General features: G+C 68.4%; 13 protein-coding genes (1 of these 13 running past the window's edge). 11 read left to right on the top strand and 2 right to left on the bottom strand.

Translation table 11 applies throughout. The features are described from left to right. The first annotated feature begins 143 nt into the window (after window positions 1–143). From IPG50_16590 to IPG50_16575, 4 genes are all read left to right on the top strand, one after another. The gene (locus IPG50_16590; protein MBK6693802.1) at window positions 144–3,143 is read left to right on the top strand and encodes a DNA translocase FtsK; all 3,000 of its coding nucleotides are present in this window, start codon (window positions 144–146) and stop codon (window positions 3,141–3,143) included. A 125-nt stretch (window positions 3,144–3,268) separates the two neighbouring features. After that, the gene (locus IPG50_16585) at window positions 3,269–3,490 is read left to right on the top strand and encodes a hypothetical protein (GenBank protein MBK6693801.1); all 222 of its coding nucleotides are present in this window, start codon (window positions 3,269–3,271) and stop codon (window positions 3,488–3,490) included. 86 nt (window positions 3,491–3,576) lie between these two features. Then, window positions 3,577–4,812, top strand: coding sequence for a PQQ-like beta-propeller repeat protein (locus tag IPG50_16580; protein ID MBK6693800.1), 1,236 nt, complete (start codon window positions 3,577–3,579; stop codon window positions 4,810–4,812). A 41-nt stretch (window positions 4,813–4,853) separates the two neighbouring features. Further along, on the top strand, window positions 4,854–6,788 hold the full coding sequence (locus IPG50_16575) for a cyclic nucleotide-binding domain-containing protein (GenBank protein ID MBK6693799.1): 1,935 nt from the start codon (window positions 4,854–4,856) through the stop codon (window positions 6,786–6,788). Between the two features lie 38 nt (window positions 6,789–6,826). Here the strand turns inward: IPG50_16575 and IPG50_16570 are convergent, their stop codons facing one another. After that, a complete protein-coding gene (locus IPG50_16570) occupies window positions 6,827–7,504 on the bottom strand; it encodes a hypothetical protein (protein ID MBK6693798.1) in 678 nt (225 codons plus the stop codon). Window positions 7,505–8,129: 625 nt separating this feature from the next. Beyond that, the gene (locus tag IPG50_16565; protein MBK6693797.1) at window positions 8,130–8,390 is read right to left on the bottom strand and encodes a hypothetical protein; all 261 of its coding nucleotides are present in this window, start codon (window positions 8,388–8,390) and stop codon (window positions 8,130–8,132) included. 703 nt (window positions 8,391–9,093) lie between these two features. Here IPG50_16565 and IPG50_16560 point away from each other — a divergent pair. From IPG50_16560 to IPG50_16530, 7 genes are all read left to right on the top strand, one after another. Beyond that, a complete protein-coding gene (locus IPG50_16560) occupies window positions 9,094–10,398 on the top strand; it encodes a cation:proton antiporter (GenBank protein ID MBK6693796.1) in 1,305 nt (434 codons plus the stop codon). Window positions 10,399–10,506: 108 nt separating this feature from the next. Then, the gene (locus IPG50_16555) at window positions 10,507–12,009 is read left to right on the top strand and encodes a leucyl aminopeptidase (GenBank protein ID MBK6693795.1); all 1,503 of its coding nucleotides are present in this window, start codon (window positions 10,507–10,509) and stop codon (window positions 12,007–12,009) included. A 48-nt stretch (window positions 12,010–12,057) separates the two neighbouring features. Next, the gene (ttcA, locus tag IPG50_16550; protein MBK6693794.1) at window positions 12,058–12,957 is read left to right on the top strand and encodes a tRNA 2-thiocytidine(32) synthetase TtcA; all 900 of its coding nucleotides are present in this window, start codon (window positions 12,058–12,060) and stop codon (window positions 12,955–12,957) included. A gap of 27 nt (window positions 12,958–12,984) precedes the next feature. Then, complete coding sequence (locus IPG50_16545; GenBank protein MBK6693793.1) at window positions 12,985–13,719, top strand: hypothetical protein; 735 nt, start codon at window positions 12,985–12,987, stop codon at window positions 13,717–13,719. Between the two features lie 54 nt (window positions 13,720–13,773). Continuing rightward, entirely contained in the window at window positions 13,774–13,950 is a 177-nt protein-coding gene (locus IPG50_16540) for a hypothetical protein (GenBank protein MBK6693792.1), read from the top strand. 26 nt (window positions 13,951–13,976) lie between these two features. Next, complete coding sequence (locus IPG50_16535; GenBank protein MBK6693791.1) at window positions 13,977–14,936, top strand: peptidyl-prolyl cis-trans isomerase; 960 nt, start codon at window positions 13,977–13,979, stop codon at window positions 14,934–14,936. A 23-nt stretch (window positions 14,937–14,959) separates the two neighbouring features. Then, a protein-coding gene (locus IPG50_16530; GenBank protein MBK6693790.1) for a hypothetical protein crosses the window boundary here: on the top strand, window positions 14,960–15,569 show its 5' portion. Its footprint extends 38 nt past the window's final position; 610 of the gene's 648 nt are visible here — the first part of the coding sequence; the start codon lies at window positions 14,960–14,962; its stop codon lies off the right edge, out of view.

Below are 15,569 nucleotides of genomic sequence, written 5' to 3'. Positions count from 1 at the left end.
TCATGCCCCGCCATCGCGCGGGCGTCAGCGCTCCACCAATCCAACAAGCATCCAACAAAAGCAGGGGCCCGAAGACCCGACGCGCCATCCTACGCCGCCTCGCGTTCTTTCCCAAGCTTCCCACGACCTCCACCGCGGCCCTCGTGAGGAGCCTCGCAACCAAACTTGGCCTCCCCTCGCACGGGCGCCTATGTAGGATAACGTACGCAATGGCGCTCCCCCTCTTTGCTCCTCGTCGCACGACCGATGGTGACGCCCAGGAAAGCGTTCCCGAGGTCGAGCGGTCCGCCGCGGTTCCCGCGCGCAACCTGCCGTCGAACGTTCGACTGGCGCCGTCGGAGATGCGCTCGCGTTTGCGTGCGGTCGTCGGGCCCAACGCCGCGCCGTCGCACGCCCGTGGCCGCGAGGCCATCGCACTCCTCCTGTGGACCGCGGCCTTGTTCGTGTCGCTGGCGCTCGCCTCGTTTCAAGGGGACCCGGCGCAGAGCACGAGCTACGGACCGAATTGGGTCGGGCCCGTTGGCGAAGTCATCGCGAAGGCGCTCGTGGGCGCCATCGGCCTCGTCGCCTGGGCGCTCCCGCTCGAGGCGGCGCTGCTGGGCATTCCCCTCGTGCGCTCAAAACCCAGCACGCTCACGCCGGCGCGCTTCGCTGGCGACTTGCTGATCGTGCTGACGGCGTCGGCGCTCTTGCAGGTGGGCTGGCCGGGCTTGCGCGCCTTCGGCAGCGCCGCCGCTGCAGGTGTGGTCGGAGAGCTCTTCGGTGAGCTCGCTCGCTCCCTGTTCTCTACCGTCGGAAGCTTCATCGTCGGCTTCGCGACTTTCGGCCTCATCTTGATCGGCCGCGCCGCGTTCTCGTTTATTGCGCTCATGCGCTTCGTCGCCGACTTTGGCGCGCGCGGCGCCCGCGGCACCGCGGCTGGCGCGCGCAGCGTCGCCGAGGCCTGGCGCACGGCCCGCGAGATCGAGCGCGAGCGCGCCGAGCAGGAGCGGAAAGACGCCGAGCCGCGGATCGCTCTCCAGAAAGACGTCGCCGCGACCATCGCCGTCCTGCCCGAGGACGACGCTCTCGCCGCGGCGCTCGAGGGCGACGAAGAGGTTCCCGACGTGTCACAACGCCGCCTTCGCAAGGCCGATGCGCGCGAAGCGGGCTCCGCCTCTGGCGGGGCCACCACCGTGGCGCTCGGCGACGCGGCGGAGCGAGCGAAGGCGCGACGCCGTGCCAAGGCGCAAGGCGCTTCGGTCGAAGACGGCGAGCCGGAAGGCGTCTCATCCGAATCCTCGGCGGAGGCCGAGCCCTCCAGGGACGAGGACGCGAGCAAGCGGCGCCGCAAGGCGAAACAACTCTCGTTGCCGGCGCCCGTCGGTGAAGGCGACGACGCTGGGGCGGCGGTCGCTGACGTGGACGACGTTTCGCTCTCCCAGGCCGAAACGCCGGACGCATCGTGTGCGGTGCCCGAGGAGGCAGCCGACAACGACGACGTTGCCGACGCCACCGCCGACGCCGGTGTCGGCGCGCCGGGCACGCGCCCGAAGAAGAAGCTCAAGGAGCCGACCATCGTCGACACCTCGAGCGTCCTGCAAAAGGAGGCCGTTCGAGAGCGCGAGCGTGCACGGCCTCAAGCGCCGACGAGCTTTGAGCTGCCGAAGATGGACTTCTTGGTCGCCGCCAAGGTTGATTCGGCAGCCGTCGTGGACAAGGACGCGCTCTTCAAGAACGCCGAGCTGCTCGTCAAGACGCTCTCCGACTACGGCGTCAGCGGCAAGGTCGAAGACATCCTCCCAGGGCCCACGGTCACCACCTTCGAGGTCTCTCCGGCCGCCGGGACGAAGGTCTCCAAGGTCGCCTCGCTCGCCGACGACCTCGCCTTGGCGCTCGCGCGCAAGGTGCGCATTGTGGCGCCCATCCCCGGCAAGAACCGCATCGGCTTCGAGTTGCCAAACGAGCGCCGCATCCCCGTGTCCCTTCGCGACCTCATCGAGGATCGTCGCTTCCAAACGCTCGACGCGCCGCTGCCCGTCGTCTTGGGCCGCGACATCGTCGGTGCTCCCGTCTACGCCGACCTCGCGAGCATGCCGCACGTCATCGTCGCCGGCGCGACCGGCGCCGGCAAGAGCGTCGGTCTCAACGTGATGCTCACCTCGCTGCTCTTCCGGCGCACGCCCGAGGAGCTTCGGCTCCTCATGATCGATCCCAAGGTCGTCGAGCTCGCTCCCTTCGACCGCATCCCGCACATGCTCTTGCCCGTCGTGACGGACATGAAGCAGGCGTCCAACGCCCTCAAATGGGCCGTCGACGAAATGGAGCGCCGCTACCAGCTCTTCGCCGACGCCGGCACCAAGAACATCGGCACCTTCAACAACTGGGTCGACCGGGTCATCCGCGGGGAGATCAAGAACCCCTTGCCGAGGACTGTGACGGCGAAGGACCATAACGGTCTACCGGAGGAGCTCCCGCCGCAAGCCGGCGAAGAGGGGACCGCGCCGCTCCCCGAGCGCCTGCCCTTCATCGTCATCGTCGTCGACGAGTTTGCCGACCTCATGATGCAGCAGGGGAAAGAGGTCGAGGCCGCCGTCGCCCGCCTCGCCCAAAAGGCGCGCGCCGCTGGCATGCACGTCATCCTCGCGACGCAGCGACCGAGCGTCGACGTCATCACGGGCATGATCAAGGCGAACTTCCCGACACGCATCGCATACCGCGTCGCCCAGAAGGTCGACTCGCGGACGATCCTCGATGAACAAGGCGCCGAGCACCTGCTCGGTCGCGGCGACATGCTCATCAAGCTAAACGGGACCAACGAGACCAAGCGCGTCCAGTGCCCGATGATCAGCGAGGAAGAGGTCCAGCTCGTGACCGACTTCCTCCGCAAGCAGGGCGAGCCGGTCTACGACGAGAACATCCTCAAGCCGCGCGACGAGGACGGTGCCGCGGATGCCGAGGACGATGCCGAACAAGATCCGCTCTACGACGACGCGGTTCGCCTCGTCGCCGACACGCGCCGGTGCTCCACGTCGTGGCTGCAGCGCAAACTAGGCCTCGGCTACAACCGTGCCGCCCGGATTGTCGAAATGATGGAGCGGCGGGGGCTCGTGGGGCCTGCGAACGGCGCCAAAGATCGAGAAGTATTGATTGATCCCATCTGACTTAACTCACGGAAATCGTTTGCGGTTGCGGCGTTCAACGCGGGGCGCCGAGGGGCGGCGCCTTATTTCTCTTGCAAAGTGCGTGGAGTCTGCTTCTGCATATGCCGGCTGTACGGAGGACATGGGTGGCTGACGAGAGCGCACGGGCACGCATGATCGAGGACATCTCGAACCTCCTCCGCGAGGTCCCGGTGCCTGAAGCCACCCGCACGGCAGGCCTTCAGCTCATTGGCTTCCTCGCGCGCCGCATGCCCGGCGAGGAGCCGCACCGTCTCGGCGTTGACGAAGCCCGCCACCAGCGGCAATCCGAGCAGCGCCTCAAGGTCGCGCGACGGCGCGCGCGCTGAAGGCCCGCTTGACCGAGGAGCGCACGGAGGAGCGCGCAGAGGGGGCGCGACGCTCGCGGAGCCGCTTCAGCCCCCTAACGGCACGCTTGCAGAGGCTGCCGATCGCGATCTTGGTCGTCGTCGGCGCGCTTCTCGTGTTCACACGCGCCCGTCGCCCCTCCGTTGTCGGCCTTGGCGCGCCGGTGGCGGTTCCCTTGGCATCGCCCGCGCTGTCGGCCGAGGCGGCCTTGGGCACGCTTGAGCCGCTCGGCGCAGGTGTCGTCAACGCCCACGCGTCGACGACGTTCCACGGTGACCGCGCTCGCACGCACCGCGCTCCCGGCGTCGTCGCAAGAGCGCCGAGGGAGCGCTGGTCCATTGCCCTCGGTGCGCCCGTCGTCGCGCAACCGGTGCTCTCGAACGATGAGAAGACCGTCCACGTGCTCGCGCTCGATGGCACGCTCTTGGCCGTCGATCGCCGTGGCGCCATTCAGCGCAAGGTGGCGCTCGGGGCGAAGGCCTACGGGACGCCGCTCGTGGGCGACGACGGCACGGTCTACGTTGGTTGTGATGCCAAACGCATGGTCGCCGTCGCAAAGAGCGGCAGCATCGCGTGGAAGCTCGACGTGGAAGGGGAGGCCGACGTGGCGCCGGCGTTTGTGGACGGCGGCCGACTCGCCTTCGCTGCCGGCCCGGTTCTCTACGTCGTCTCGACGAGCGGCGTCGTGAGCGCTCGATACCGTGCGAAAAAGAAGATCTTCACCGCGCCGGCCATCGCCGCCGATCAGACGATCTACTTCGGCAGTCAGGATCGCCACGCCTACGCCGTCTCGCCTGACGGCCGCCTCAAATGGTCGGTCGACCTCGGCGCTGACGTCGACGGGGGCCCAGCCGTCGCCGACGATGGCGACGTCTATTTCGGAACCGATGGAGGCGCCGTGTTTCGGCTGCGCCCCGGCGACGGCTCCGTCGTCGCGCGTACGGACGTGGGCGGGCATGTGCGCGGCGCCATCTCCGTTGCCCGCGATGGCGGCCTCCTCGTCGGGGTTTACGGTCCGCGCGCGGGTTTGCTCCGCCTCGTACGCGGCGCGGTCGTCGGCGCCTTCCGCGTCCCGGGACCGTCTTCGCGCGAGTTTGGCGTCCACGGCGGTGCCCTCGAGGACAGCGAGGGAACCCTGGTTTTTGGCGCCCAGGACGACGCGGTCTACGCCATCGAGCGAGGTGGTCGAGTGCGATTTCGCGTCGACCGCGGAGCCGACGTCGACGCACCCGTCACCCTCGCGAGCGATGGTGGTCTCATCGTTGCCGCTGACGATGGTAGAGTGGCAGAGCTAGGCGACTGAGCGCCGGCGCTGACATCGATCGTTTCGCATTCGCGGTTTTCATGCGCGGGATCCCCCCCGTCCTCGACACCGATAGTGAAGACGTCGCCTGGGCTCTCCAGACGGCGGAAGCACTTTGGCTTCGCAACGAACGCGTCGACGCGATCGTTTGGCTTCGTCGCGCGGCGCAAGCTGCCGGCGACGCCAGTGACAACACACGTGCCCTCACCCTGGCACGTTCCGCCGTCGACCTCGCCGAGTGGCTCACCGGGCAGCCGAGCGCTGGCGGAGCGCCGAGCCAGCCGGCGGCGCAACTGCACGACTCCATCGAAGAGCTCCTCAATGCGTCGGCGGGGCCGCCGCCGGCACAAGGACGAGAGCCCGGCGCGGGCCTCTTGCATCCGTGGACCGACGAGGAGACGCGCGAGCTGCGTCGCGGCCCCGATATCATCGACCGGCCCCTCCTCGACGATCAGGAGGAGCTGACGGAAACGGTGACGGCCATTGGCGAGCGCGTCGGCAAGAACGTGCTCCCGCTCGGGCCAAACGCGGCGCCGAACGCGGTGCCCAACGACGGCTACGACGAAGACGACGACGTCGTCACGAGCGCGAACCTCAAGGTGCGTCCGCGCGGAGCCGCTGCGCCGTCGCCGCGCCCGCCGCCGCCGCCGCCGAAAGCCGGTCTCCCGCCCATTCCGCCGCGCCGCCCAGGCCCGCCGCCGCGGCCCGTCGCGAGGGAAAATCCGCCGTCAAACTCCGTGGAACTCGGCGACGCGGATCTCGTCACGATTCCCCCGCCGCTCGCCGATTCACAGACCATTCACCTTCCGCCTGCTGGCGGCGGTCTCGGCGATAGCGCCACGCAAAGGCTCGCAACGCCCATCACGCCGCCCGATGAAACTGAGTCGTCGCTGGCCGCGCATGTCGTGGCGCTTGAGGACTCGGTGGAGACGATGGTGCACGATCGAGCTGGGCTCGCGACGCTCGCCGCGCTCTACGACACGCCTGAGAGCGCGACGGAGACGCAGGCGCGGGGACGGCGCGGCGCCTCCACGCGACCACCCCCGGCATCGGGCCGAGAGATCATCGAAGACGGTTCGGTGGCTTTCGATAGCGGGACGCTCACGACCAACATCCCGCTCACGCCCGCCAACGAGGACCTCTCGGACCTCGCCGCCGATCCCGATGTGGTAGCGGCCATGCCCCAACGCGAGGGACGCCCCACGAGCCGTCCCGTCGACGTCCACAAGAAGGGGGGCAAAGACATCGTCGACCTCGAAGGGGTCGACGCTCTCAACGACATCCCAGAAGAGGAGCGCGATCTCTTCGCGTCCAAGGCGACGCTTCACGACCTTTCGGAAGACGACGAAATCGCAAACTTTGCCCTCGCCCTCGTCGTGACCGGCGACGTCGATGTCGTCGCGACGGTTCTCGACGCTCACGAGCGCCTCCCTTCCGGAACGGTGCTCCGCGGCCGTGGGACTAACGAGAAGGGTTTCGAGCTCCGGCTTGTGTGCCGGTCAAAGGTCGCCCGGGTGGCAACGTGGCCGGGCCCGCCCGTCGAGGCGGCGTTTCGCGCATGCCCTTGGGTCGAGGACGACCTCCGCATCGCCACCGATCGCATTCAAGCACTCGTGGGCATCACCTCCGGTCCCCTGGCGGACCGCATGGATGCGTCGCTGCGCAACGAGGTCGTTCGCGGCATGACCTCGAGGGCGCTGGCGCCCGGCGAGACGCTCCTCAAAAAGGGAGAGACCGTGCCGGGCCTCTACGTTGTCGGCGTGGGCGGCCTCGAGCTCGTCGATGGGGCCGAGGTTGTGTCCGACGTCATCGTCGGCGACTTCGTCTTTCCCACCGAGGTCCTCGGAGCCGGGTCGGCCCCGCACGCGGTGCGCGCTCCTCGGGACGGCGCAGTGGTCCTCTTCGCGGATCGCAGGACGACCCAAGAGCTCATGGTGACCTGTCCTCCGCTACTCGAGATCCTGGCGGGCATGTGAGCTCGACGCTGCGGTAGCCCGCGTTCCGGCGAGCGCTGTCACCGCCGAAGCTCGCCCGCCGCGCCCTTCGCCGCCGACTCCACCTCCCAGCGGAGCTCCTCGTTGCCTTCGGCGCCGGCAAAGCGAAGACCGAACCACTTCGCCGTCATCGAGATGCTTGGCCGGCCGTCGGTCTGCGCGGGGAACCTGACCCGAAACGCTTGCCGCCACGGTGTCGTGTACGGAAAATACGTCCGCTCCAGCGCACCGGGCTTCGCGATGGCGTCGATCTTGGCCGGGGCCGTCTCGTTGCCTTGGTCATCGATGAGCCGCACGATCCACGAGCTGTTCGGCTTCGTCAGGTCGGTCCAGCGCCGGTTCGAGCCGTACAGCGCCACGTAGAATTGGTGCGCTTCGCGCGTCTCGTCGAGCGTCGCCTGCAGGAGCTTCCGTCGCTGATCGACGGTGAGGCGATAGTCGTTGGCGTAACGAATCACGTAGGCCCAACGAAAGTCCCAGGACTCGTAGGTTGACGTCACCGTGAGGAGGTCGTCGAAGCGCGAGAGCGATACGAGGTTGCTCGTCCGCGTCCATCGTTGGAGCACGTCGGAGTAGTCGCCGGCCACGTATTCGCGCGGTCCCGTGGCGAGCGACACATGCGGGTCACCACACGCCAGGGTCGACGCGGCGACAAGCACGACAAGAGCGCGGAGGGAGGTCGCGCGGGCTACCCGCATCGGCAGCACTCTACAGGGTTTTGCCGAGTGCTTCAGCTTCGCAGCGCTCGCGCCGCTTCTGCTCGCCGTGCCGCGCCGATCTTTTCCCCACCCCAGCGAGCGCGCTCGGCGATACTCCGATCCGATGGCGCGAGGGAATCAGAGGCGGATCTTCGGTTCGCTCCTCGCCGGGGCGTGCCTCTTGTGGCCCCTTCTCGCCTTCGCGAACGAGCCCGCCGCCGACGGCTCGCGGCAAGCGGTTCTTCTTCGCGTCGTCGTGGGATTGGCCGGCGCCACGGCGCTCGCCGTCGCCGCGGCGCACCCCGTGGTCCGGCGCCTCGAGCGGCGCTTTGGGCTCACCGTGCTCGTGTCGAGCGGGATTCCGTTTCTGATCCTTGGGTTGATCTTTAGGCACCCAAAGGTCGGCGTGCTCACGGACGCTGTACTTAACGACCTCAGGCCGGCGCTCGAGTTTGCCTTCGGCCTCATGGGCTTCGCCATGGGCCTGCAGTTCGATGTCCGCGAGCTCGACACGCTGCCCGAGAAGACGGGAGCCGTTCTCTTCGCGGAGACGGCGCTGCCCCTCGCGACCACGACGGTGGCCTGCGCGGCGGTTCTCTTCGCCCTCGATCCGTCGTGGTCGCTTTCACAGTTCGAGACGGCGCGAGACGCCCTCGCGGGCCTTTCGCAGCGGCCGGCGCTGCGCGACGCCCTCGCGCTGGGCGCGTGCGCGACGCAAGCGGCGCCCGTCGCCGCCGTCGCCATCGCTGGCAGCACCGGTTCGCTCTCGGCGCGCATCGTGGCGCACATCGCGCGCCTCGACGACGCCGGCGGCGCCTTCGTCCTCGCCGTCATCTGCGCGTTCTTTCGCCCAACCGATGCCGTCGCCGCCTGGAAGCTGCCGCATATCGCGTGGCTCTTCGTCACCCTCGGTATGGGGGGGCTCTTCGGCTTGCTCACGTACGTGCTGCTGCGCGGCGCCAAGAGCCCCACGGAGCGCTTCAGCCTCCTCATCGGCGCCGTGGGCCTGTCGGCAGGGATGAGCGGCTACCTCGCGATTTCGCCCATCGTCACATGTGCCATCGCCGGCGCGCTGCTCGTCAATCTCCCGTTCAAACACATCGCCCAACTGCGAGCGAGCATCACCGAGATCGAGCGCCCGCTCTACATGATCTTCCTCCTCATCGCGGGCGCGCTCTGGGATCCCACGGCGTGGCAGGGGTGGCTCCTCGTTCCGGTCTTCGTGCTCGCGCGCGTTGGTGGCAAGCTCGTGGGAGCGCACGTCGCCAAGTCAGTGGGACCCGAAGCGCTCCCCGATCCGACGACGCTGGGCCTCGCGCTATCGCCTCAGGCGCCCATCACGATAGTCACCATCGTTAGCTACGCGACGCTCTATCAGCCCAACGACGGAGCGGCGTCGACGATGCCGTGGCTCATGACGGCCACCATCGGCGGCGCTGTTCTCACGGAGGTCACCATTCAAGTCATCGTCCGCATGCGCGGCGACCTGCGCTTCGACACGCCGAGCGCGGCCCACTTCTCGTTGCCGCCGCCGGGTGGCTCAAGTCCGTCGCATCCATCGCATCCCTCCAATCCCGGGAGAGCCACTGATGCCGCGCGCCATCTTCCTCTTAGGCCTCGTCCTCGTGCTCATCGCGGCGGCTCGGTCCTTCTTGCCGCAAGAGACCTCGCTCGTTGGCTCCGGGGCGGCGCTCGCGTTCGGCTTCGTGCTGCTTGCCGCACTGCAAGCGGGGACCATCGTCGGCGGCTTGCGCATGCCCAAGCTCACCGGCTACCTCGCGTGCGGATTTTTGGCGTGGCCGAGCGTCGCGAACTTCGTCACGGAGCGGATGCTCGGCGACCTCAAGCTGGTCAACAACGTCGCCATCGGCCTCATCGCCCTCTCCGCCGGCAGCGAGCTGAACATCCGCAAGCTTCGACCACGGCTCCGCGCGATCCTCTCGACGGGGACCATCTCCATCGTGTTCGCCGTGCTGCTCATCGGCGCCACATCGTTCGGCCTCGCCAGCTTCTTGCCCTTCATGAACGGCATGTCCGTGCGCGAACGGCTCGCCGTGTCGCTGCTCATGGGCGTCGTGCTCGCGGCCCTCTCGCCAACGGTCACGCTCGCGATCATCGGCGAGACGGGCGCCGCTGGCCCCATCTCCGAGACGATCCTAGGGCTCGTCGTCCTCGCCGACCTGGTCATCGTCTTCGCGTTCGCTGGCGCGTCCGCTTTGGCGAGCGCGACCTTCGGCGGGGCCACGTCCGGCGGCGTGAGCGAGCTGTTCGTTCACATCTTCGGCTCCATCGCTGTCGGCGCCGTCATCGGTCTCATCTTCTGGCTTTACCTGAAGCGCGTCGGGCAGCGCATCGCGCTCTTCGTCTTCGCCATTTGCTTCGTCAGCGCCGAAGTCGGTACGCGCCTGCATCTCGATCCGCTCCTCATGTGCCTCACGGCAGGGCTCTTCATCGAGAACTTCACCGACATCGAAGGCCAGAAGCTCATTCACGAGATGGAGATCGCCTCGGTGCCGGTCTTCGCCCTGTTCTTCGCCGTCGCCGGCGCCGGTCTTCACTGGCACATCTTCCGCCTGGTGGCGCCCATCGCGCTCTTGCTGTCGGTCATTCGCGCCGCCGCGATGATCGCGGGCGCACGCGTGGGGATGGCCATCGGTAACGTGCCGCTCGAGCATCGCCGGACGATCCCCTACGGCTTGCTCTCGCAGTCGGGCATCGCCATCGGCCTGTCGGTGCTGATTCACAAGACCTTCCCCGGTTGGGGCGAAGGCGCCGCGGCGTGCCTGCTCGGCTCCGTCATGATCAACGAAGTCGTTGGCCCCGTGCTCTTTCGCGCCGCCATGATGCGCACCTCGGAAGCGGGCCAAAGGGCCCCCGTCGCCGGCGGCCACTGAGCGGCCTCTTCGTCGGGCGTGGAGAATTCCGCGCTTCGCTTCGGCTGAGGCGTGTATGTTCCCCCCAACGGCCTCGGACCGAGCCGTTTGCGTAAGGAGATCGAGGCGATGCCGCTCGACATTTCGATTCATGCGGGAGCGATTGGCGAACAAACGGGCGATCTTTTGATCGTGGGCCTTTGGGCCTTTGCCCTCGGAAAGAAGGGCACGTATCCGGCGCCCGTGTTGGCGGCCGAGAAGGTCCTCGGCGGGAGCCTCTCAGCGCTCCTCGCGAAGGAAGAGTTCACGGGCAAGAAGGACCAAGTCGTCTCCGTGCAGCCGCTCGCGGCTGGGGCGCCGAAGGTCGTGCTCTGCGGCCTGGGCGAGCGAGCCAGTGCGAAAGATGGCGACCTCCGAACCTTCGCGGCCAAGGTGGCCCGCATGGCGCTCGCCGAGAAGGCGAAGAAGCTCGTCGTTGCGCTTCCCGACGGGCTCGACGCGCGCCTCCGCCCCATCGCCGAAGGTCTCGAGCTCGGCGCCTACCGCTTCACCAAGTACCTGACCGGTGACCGCGCGCCGAAGGAGCTCTTGGAGGCTGTCGCTCTCATCGTCTCCAAAAAGCCGCTCGTTCAATCGAAGAAAGACGTGGCCACTGGCAAGGACGTGGCCGCCGCCGTGAACCTGGCGCGCGACCTCTCCAACGAGCCGCCGAACACCCTCACGCCGGCCGCGCTCGCGGCAGAGGCGCAGAAGCTCGCCAAGGCCACGGGCCTCGAAGTTCAAGTCTTCGACTACAAAGAGATCGTCAAACGCGGCATGTCGCTCATTGACGCCGTGGGCCGCGGCAGCGAAAATCCCCCGCGCCTCGTGCACCTCGCCTACGTGCCGAAGAAGCCCAAGAAGACCCTCGTCTTCGTGGGCAAGGGCATCACCTTCGACACCGGCGGCATCAGCATCAAGCCCGCGCAGGGCATGCAAGAGATGAAGCACGACATGTCCGGCGCCGCCAACGTCGTCGGCCTCATGGCGGCTGTCTCCGCGCTGAAGCCCAACGTCGCTGTCCACGGCATCTTCGCCGCGGCGGAGAACATGCCCGACGGCAACGCCTACCGGCCTGGTGACATCTGGGGCTCGCTCGACGGCAAGACCGTCGAGATCGTCAACACCGACGCCGAAGGCCGTCTCATCCTGGCAGACGCGCTCGCGTACGCGCGAGAACTAGGCGGGGACCTGCTCGTCGACAACGCGACGCTCACCGGCGCCTGCGTCGTCGCGCTCGGCACGACCTGCAGCGGCTACTACGCAAACACCGACGCGGCCAACAGCGAGTTCGCTGCCGCGCTCAAGGCCTCCGGCGAGCAAATGTGGCGCATGCCCCTCCTCGAGGAGCTCAAGGACCAACTGAAGAGCGACGTCGCCGACATCAAGCACACGGGCGACCGCTGGGGTGGCTCCATCTCGGCCGCGCTCTTCCTGCGCGAGTTCATCGGCGCGACCAAGAACTGGGTCCACGTCGACTTGGCCGGGCCTGCGTCCACGGAGCGCGTCTACGGCTGGAACCCCAAAGGCGCGACGGGACACGGCGTCCTGACGTTCCTCTCCATCGTCGAGCGCGCCGCCGGCAAGGGCTGAGGCCGGCCCCCGGACGGCCCCCAGGGAGCGTGCTATAGGCCCCGCGTCATGACGCTCGGCCCCGCACCCACTCCCCGCAACGTCGAGCTCGAGCTGCGCCTCACACGCCAAGTGGGGCGCGCCATCGGCGATTTTTCGATGATTGAAGACGGCGACCGCGTGCTGGTCGCCGTCAGCGGCGGCAAGGACAGCTACACGCTGCTCCACATCCTCCGGGCGTTGCAGAAGCGCTCCTCGGCGCGCTTTGCCCTCAAGGTCGTCAACATCGACCAGGGTCACCCGGGATACCCGGGGCACCTGCTCCGCGACTACATGGCGCGCGAGGGCTACGACTTCTCGATGGTCGCCGAGGACACGTACTCGATCGTCAAAGAGAAGGTCCCCGAGGGCAAGACGACTTGTTCGCTCTGTTCACGCCTTCGCCGCGGGATCTTGTACCGAATCGCAGCCGAAGAGGGGTGCACCAAGATCGCGCTCGGGCACCATCGCGACGACGTGCTGCAGACATTCATGTTGAACGTCCTCTTCGCTGGCCAGCTCTCCGCGATGCCGCCGAAGCTCGTCGCCGACGACGGGAGGAACGTCGTCATTCGCCCGCTGCTCTATTGCGCAGAAGAAGACATCCGTGACTTTTCGGAGCGGATGGAGTTTCCGATTCTGCCGTGCGATCTGTGCGGATCGCAGGAAAATCTCCAGCGCAAGGTCGTCGGGCGGATGCTCGACGGCCTCGAACGCGAGCGCCCCGGGACCAAGTCCATCATGCTTTCGGCCCTCGGCAACGTCCGCCCGAGTCAGCTGCTCGACCGCGAACTCTGGAGCCGCCTCAGTTTGCCATCGGCGGCCGGACTAGGCCAAGGCGAGCCCTCTCAGCGGCCCACCCAGCTCGTCACCCAGCTGCCCTCTGACCTCGTGCCGGCGTCAGCGCTCAACCGTCGGCCGCTCGCATGACCGGCGCTCGCGCTGTATAGGTCAGGCATGGTGGATGCGGACACCGCGGAGAGCGCCGAGCGGCCGGAAGCGCCGCGCTCGTTCATCTCGCGCGTGGCTGACATCGGCTCCGTGGCGCAGGCGAGCGTTCCTGCCGCGTACGCGTGGGCCGTGACCGTGGCCCCCGTGGCTTGGGCGCGCGGTGGCACCACTTCGCTGCGCGTGCTGGCGCTGTCCGGACTTGCGACGATCGGCGCCGCCATCCTGCTCGAGGGCCGAGGACGAGCCAAGGCGGCGCGGCTCGTCTCCGTGTGGGGGTTGGTCATCACCAGCGCGCTCGTGTGGAGCCTCGCCACGCCACGCGTCGACCTCATGCGCGGCATCAGCGGTGTGCTCGGATGGGGGCTCTTCGCGTACGCGTCCGCGGCCCCAACCTTTCGGCGCTCCTCGGCCGAGCCCCGCTTCGACGAAGCCGACGATCTCCGACCTCGCGCGACGTCACCGTCGGGTGATCGCTACTACGTGCTCTCGGCGGCGGTGTGCGCGGTCGCGCTCCAGCTCGTCGGCTGGGGGCCGATGGTGCCCGAGCGCGCGCTGCTCGTTCGGCTCGTGACGCTCGCCGCATCGGTGGCGCTCGTTTCGCAAGTTACGAACGTGGCACTCGCCCGCCACAAGCGCGGTCGCGCCGCGGCGCCATCGACGCGCCGACGGGCCGTCGTCGTCGCGCTTTCGGGAGTCGTGCTCGTCGCGATACTCGGCATCGTCGTCGCCTTCGTGCGTTGACGCTCCGCGCTTTGGGAAACATCGCGCCCGACCTTCGGATATTCTCCGGCGGTCATGCACGCGTTTGACATCGTGGCCCTGGCCCTGCTTGCGGGCGCCTTCGTGGCGTTCGTGCTCGGCAGCGTCGCCTTGACGCGCTCCGAGGACCTCCTTGGGTTCTATTGGTTGATCGCCGGCGCCGTCGCCGTTCGTGGAGCCACGCACATCGCCCGCTCCGGCGTGAAACGATGAGGCTGTGTCGTGGGATGGCTCGCCGGATGGCTCGCGCGACCGGCCCGATGGTCCTCGTGGCGCCGTTCGCTGCTCTGGCGTTGGCGTCGTGCGGCGGCAAGGAGGTCGAGCGACCGCGCCTCGACCTCGCGCTGCCGGCTGCCACGGACCAAGTCGCTCGCGCCGGGACCTACGTGGTGACACGGGGCATGCTCGAGGCAGCCGTTCGAGCGCGCGCCGTCTCCAAGGAAGTCGCCCTGCGAGAGTTGCTCGACGATGCGGTGCTCGCTCAAGTGGGCGCCAGCGAGGCCCTCGACCTACGCGAAGACGTGCGACGAAACCTCGATGCGGCGCTAGCGCGCCAGGTGGTGCGTCGCCTCCGCGAGGCGGCTGAAGCGAAGGGGCCCCTGACCGACGAGGAGCTGCGCGAATTGACCGCCAAACACTGGCGCGAAGTAGACGTCCCGGAACGCGTCCGCGTCGTTCACCTCGTCGTTCGTCGCCCCGCAAACAGCGCCGACAACGCCCGCGCGGAGCGCGCGGCAGCCGCCATTCGTGAGGTCCTCCTCCAGGCCAACACCGCCGACGACTTCCTCACGCTCGCAAAGCGGGCCGCCGCTGAGCAGGAAAAGACGGGCCTTAAGGTCGTGGCCGAGCGCCTGCCGGCATTCGCCCACGATGGGCGCAGCTACGAGGGCGACGACGGCGCGATGGACGGAACGTTCGCTGCGGCGGCCTTCGCGCTTCCTGTCGGCGGGACAAGCGTCGTCGCAGAGACGACCTTCGGCTGGCACGTGATTCGGTGTGTCGAGCGCCTCGCGGCGATGCCCGTCTCTGCCGAGCGCCGGCGCGAATTGTTTCGGCCCGAAGCGGTCGCGCAACGTGCGCGAAGGAGCTACGAGGCCGTCGTGAAAGCGCGGCAGAGCGCGACGCCGCCGAGGCGGGAGACGTACCTGGAGACCGCGCTCGCGTCTGTGCCGCTGTCGTCGGAGGTCACGCGACCGTGAGGCGACAGAGTGACGCGCCGGGCATGCGAGAGCGCCGCTCCGGTCGAGCGGTGAAGCCCGAGCGCGATCAGGCGCCGAGCGCGTTCACCATGATCCTGGACGATCTCGTCGCGCGCGTTCCCGGCGCCATCGCGGCCGCGCTCGTCGACGCCGAAGGCGAGACCGTCGACTACGCCGGGTGGCTGACGCCCTTCGACGTGAAGATCGCGGCGGCGCACTGGCGGATCATCCTCAACCAGCTCGACGCGCTCTCGTGGATGGGCACGACGCGCACGCTCGTCGTGCGCGGCACGACACGGAGCACCTTGGCGCGGGCCCTCTCCGAGGGTTATGCCGCCGTCCTCGTGCTCGCGCGGCGCGCCGGCTTCGTCATGCCTGAGCGTGCCTTCTCGGCGTGCGAAGTCGCGGTGGCCATCGAAGCCGGGTGGCCGATGCCACCGCGCGCCGCCCGCTGGTTCCCGGTCCTCGTGGAGGTCGACGCACGCCGCCGTCCCGTGAGCATCGTCTACGGCGGCCTCGCGGAGGCGGTCGAAGTGCTCGGTCGCCTCGTCGAGGCCGAGGGCCGCGCCTCCCTTAGGCAGCAGGCGTTCCGCGTACGCTTGGCGTCGGGACCAGAGATCACCATCGTGCGCG

The sequence above is a fragment of the Myxococcales bacterium genome, from assembly GCA_016703425.1.
Lineage (GTDB): Bacteria > Myxococcota_A > Polyangia > Polyangiales > Polyangiaceae > JADJCA01.
Note: the sequence above shows the minus strand (reverse complement) of the source record. Positions and strands in the feature narration are given on the sequence as shown.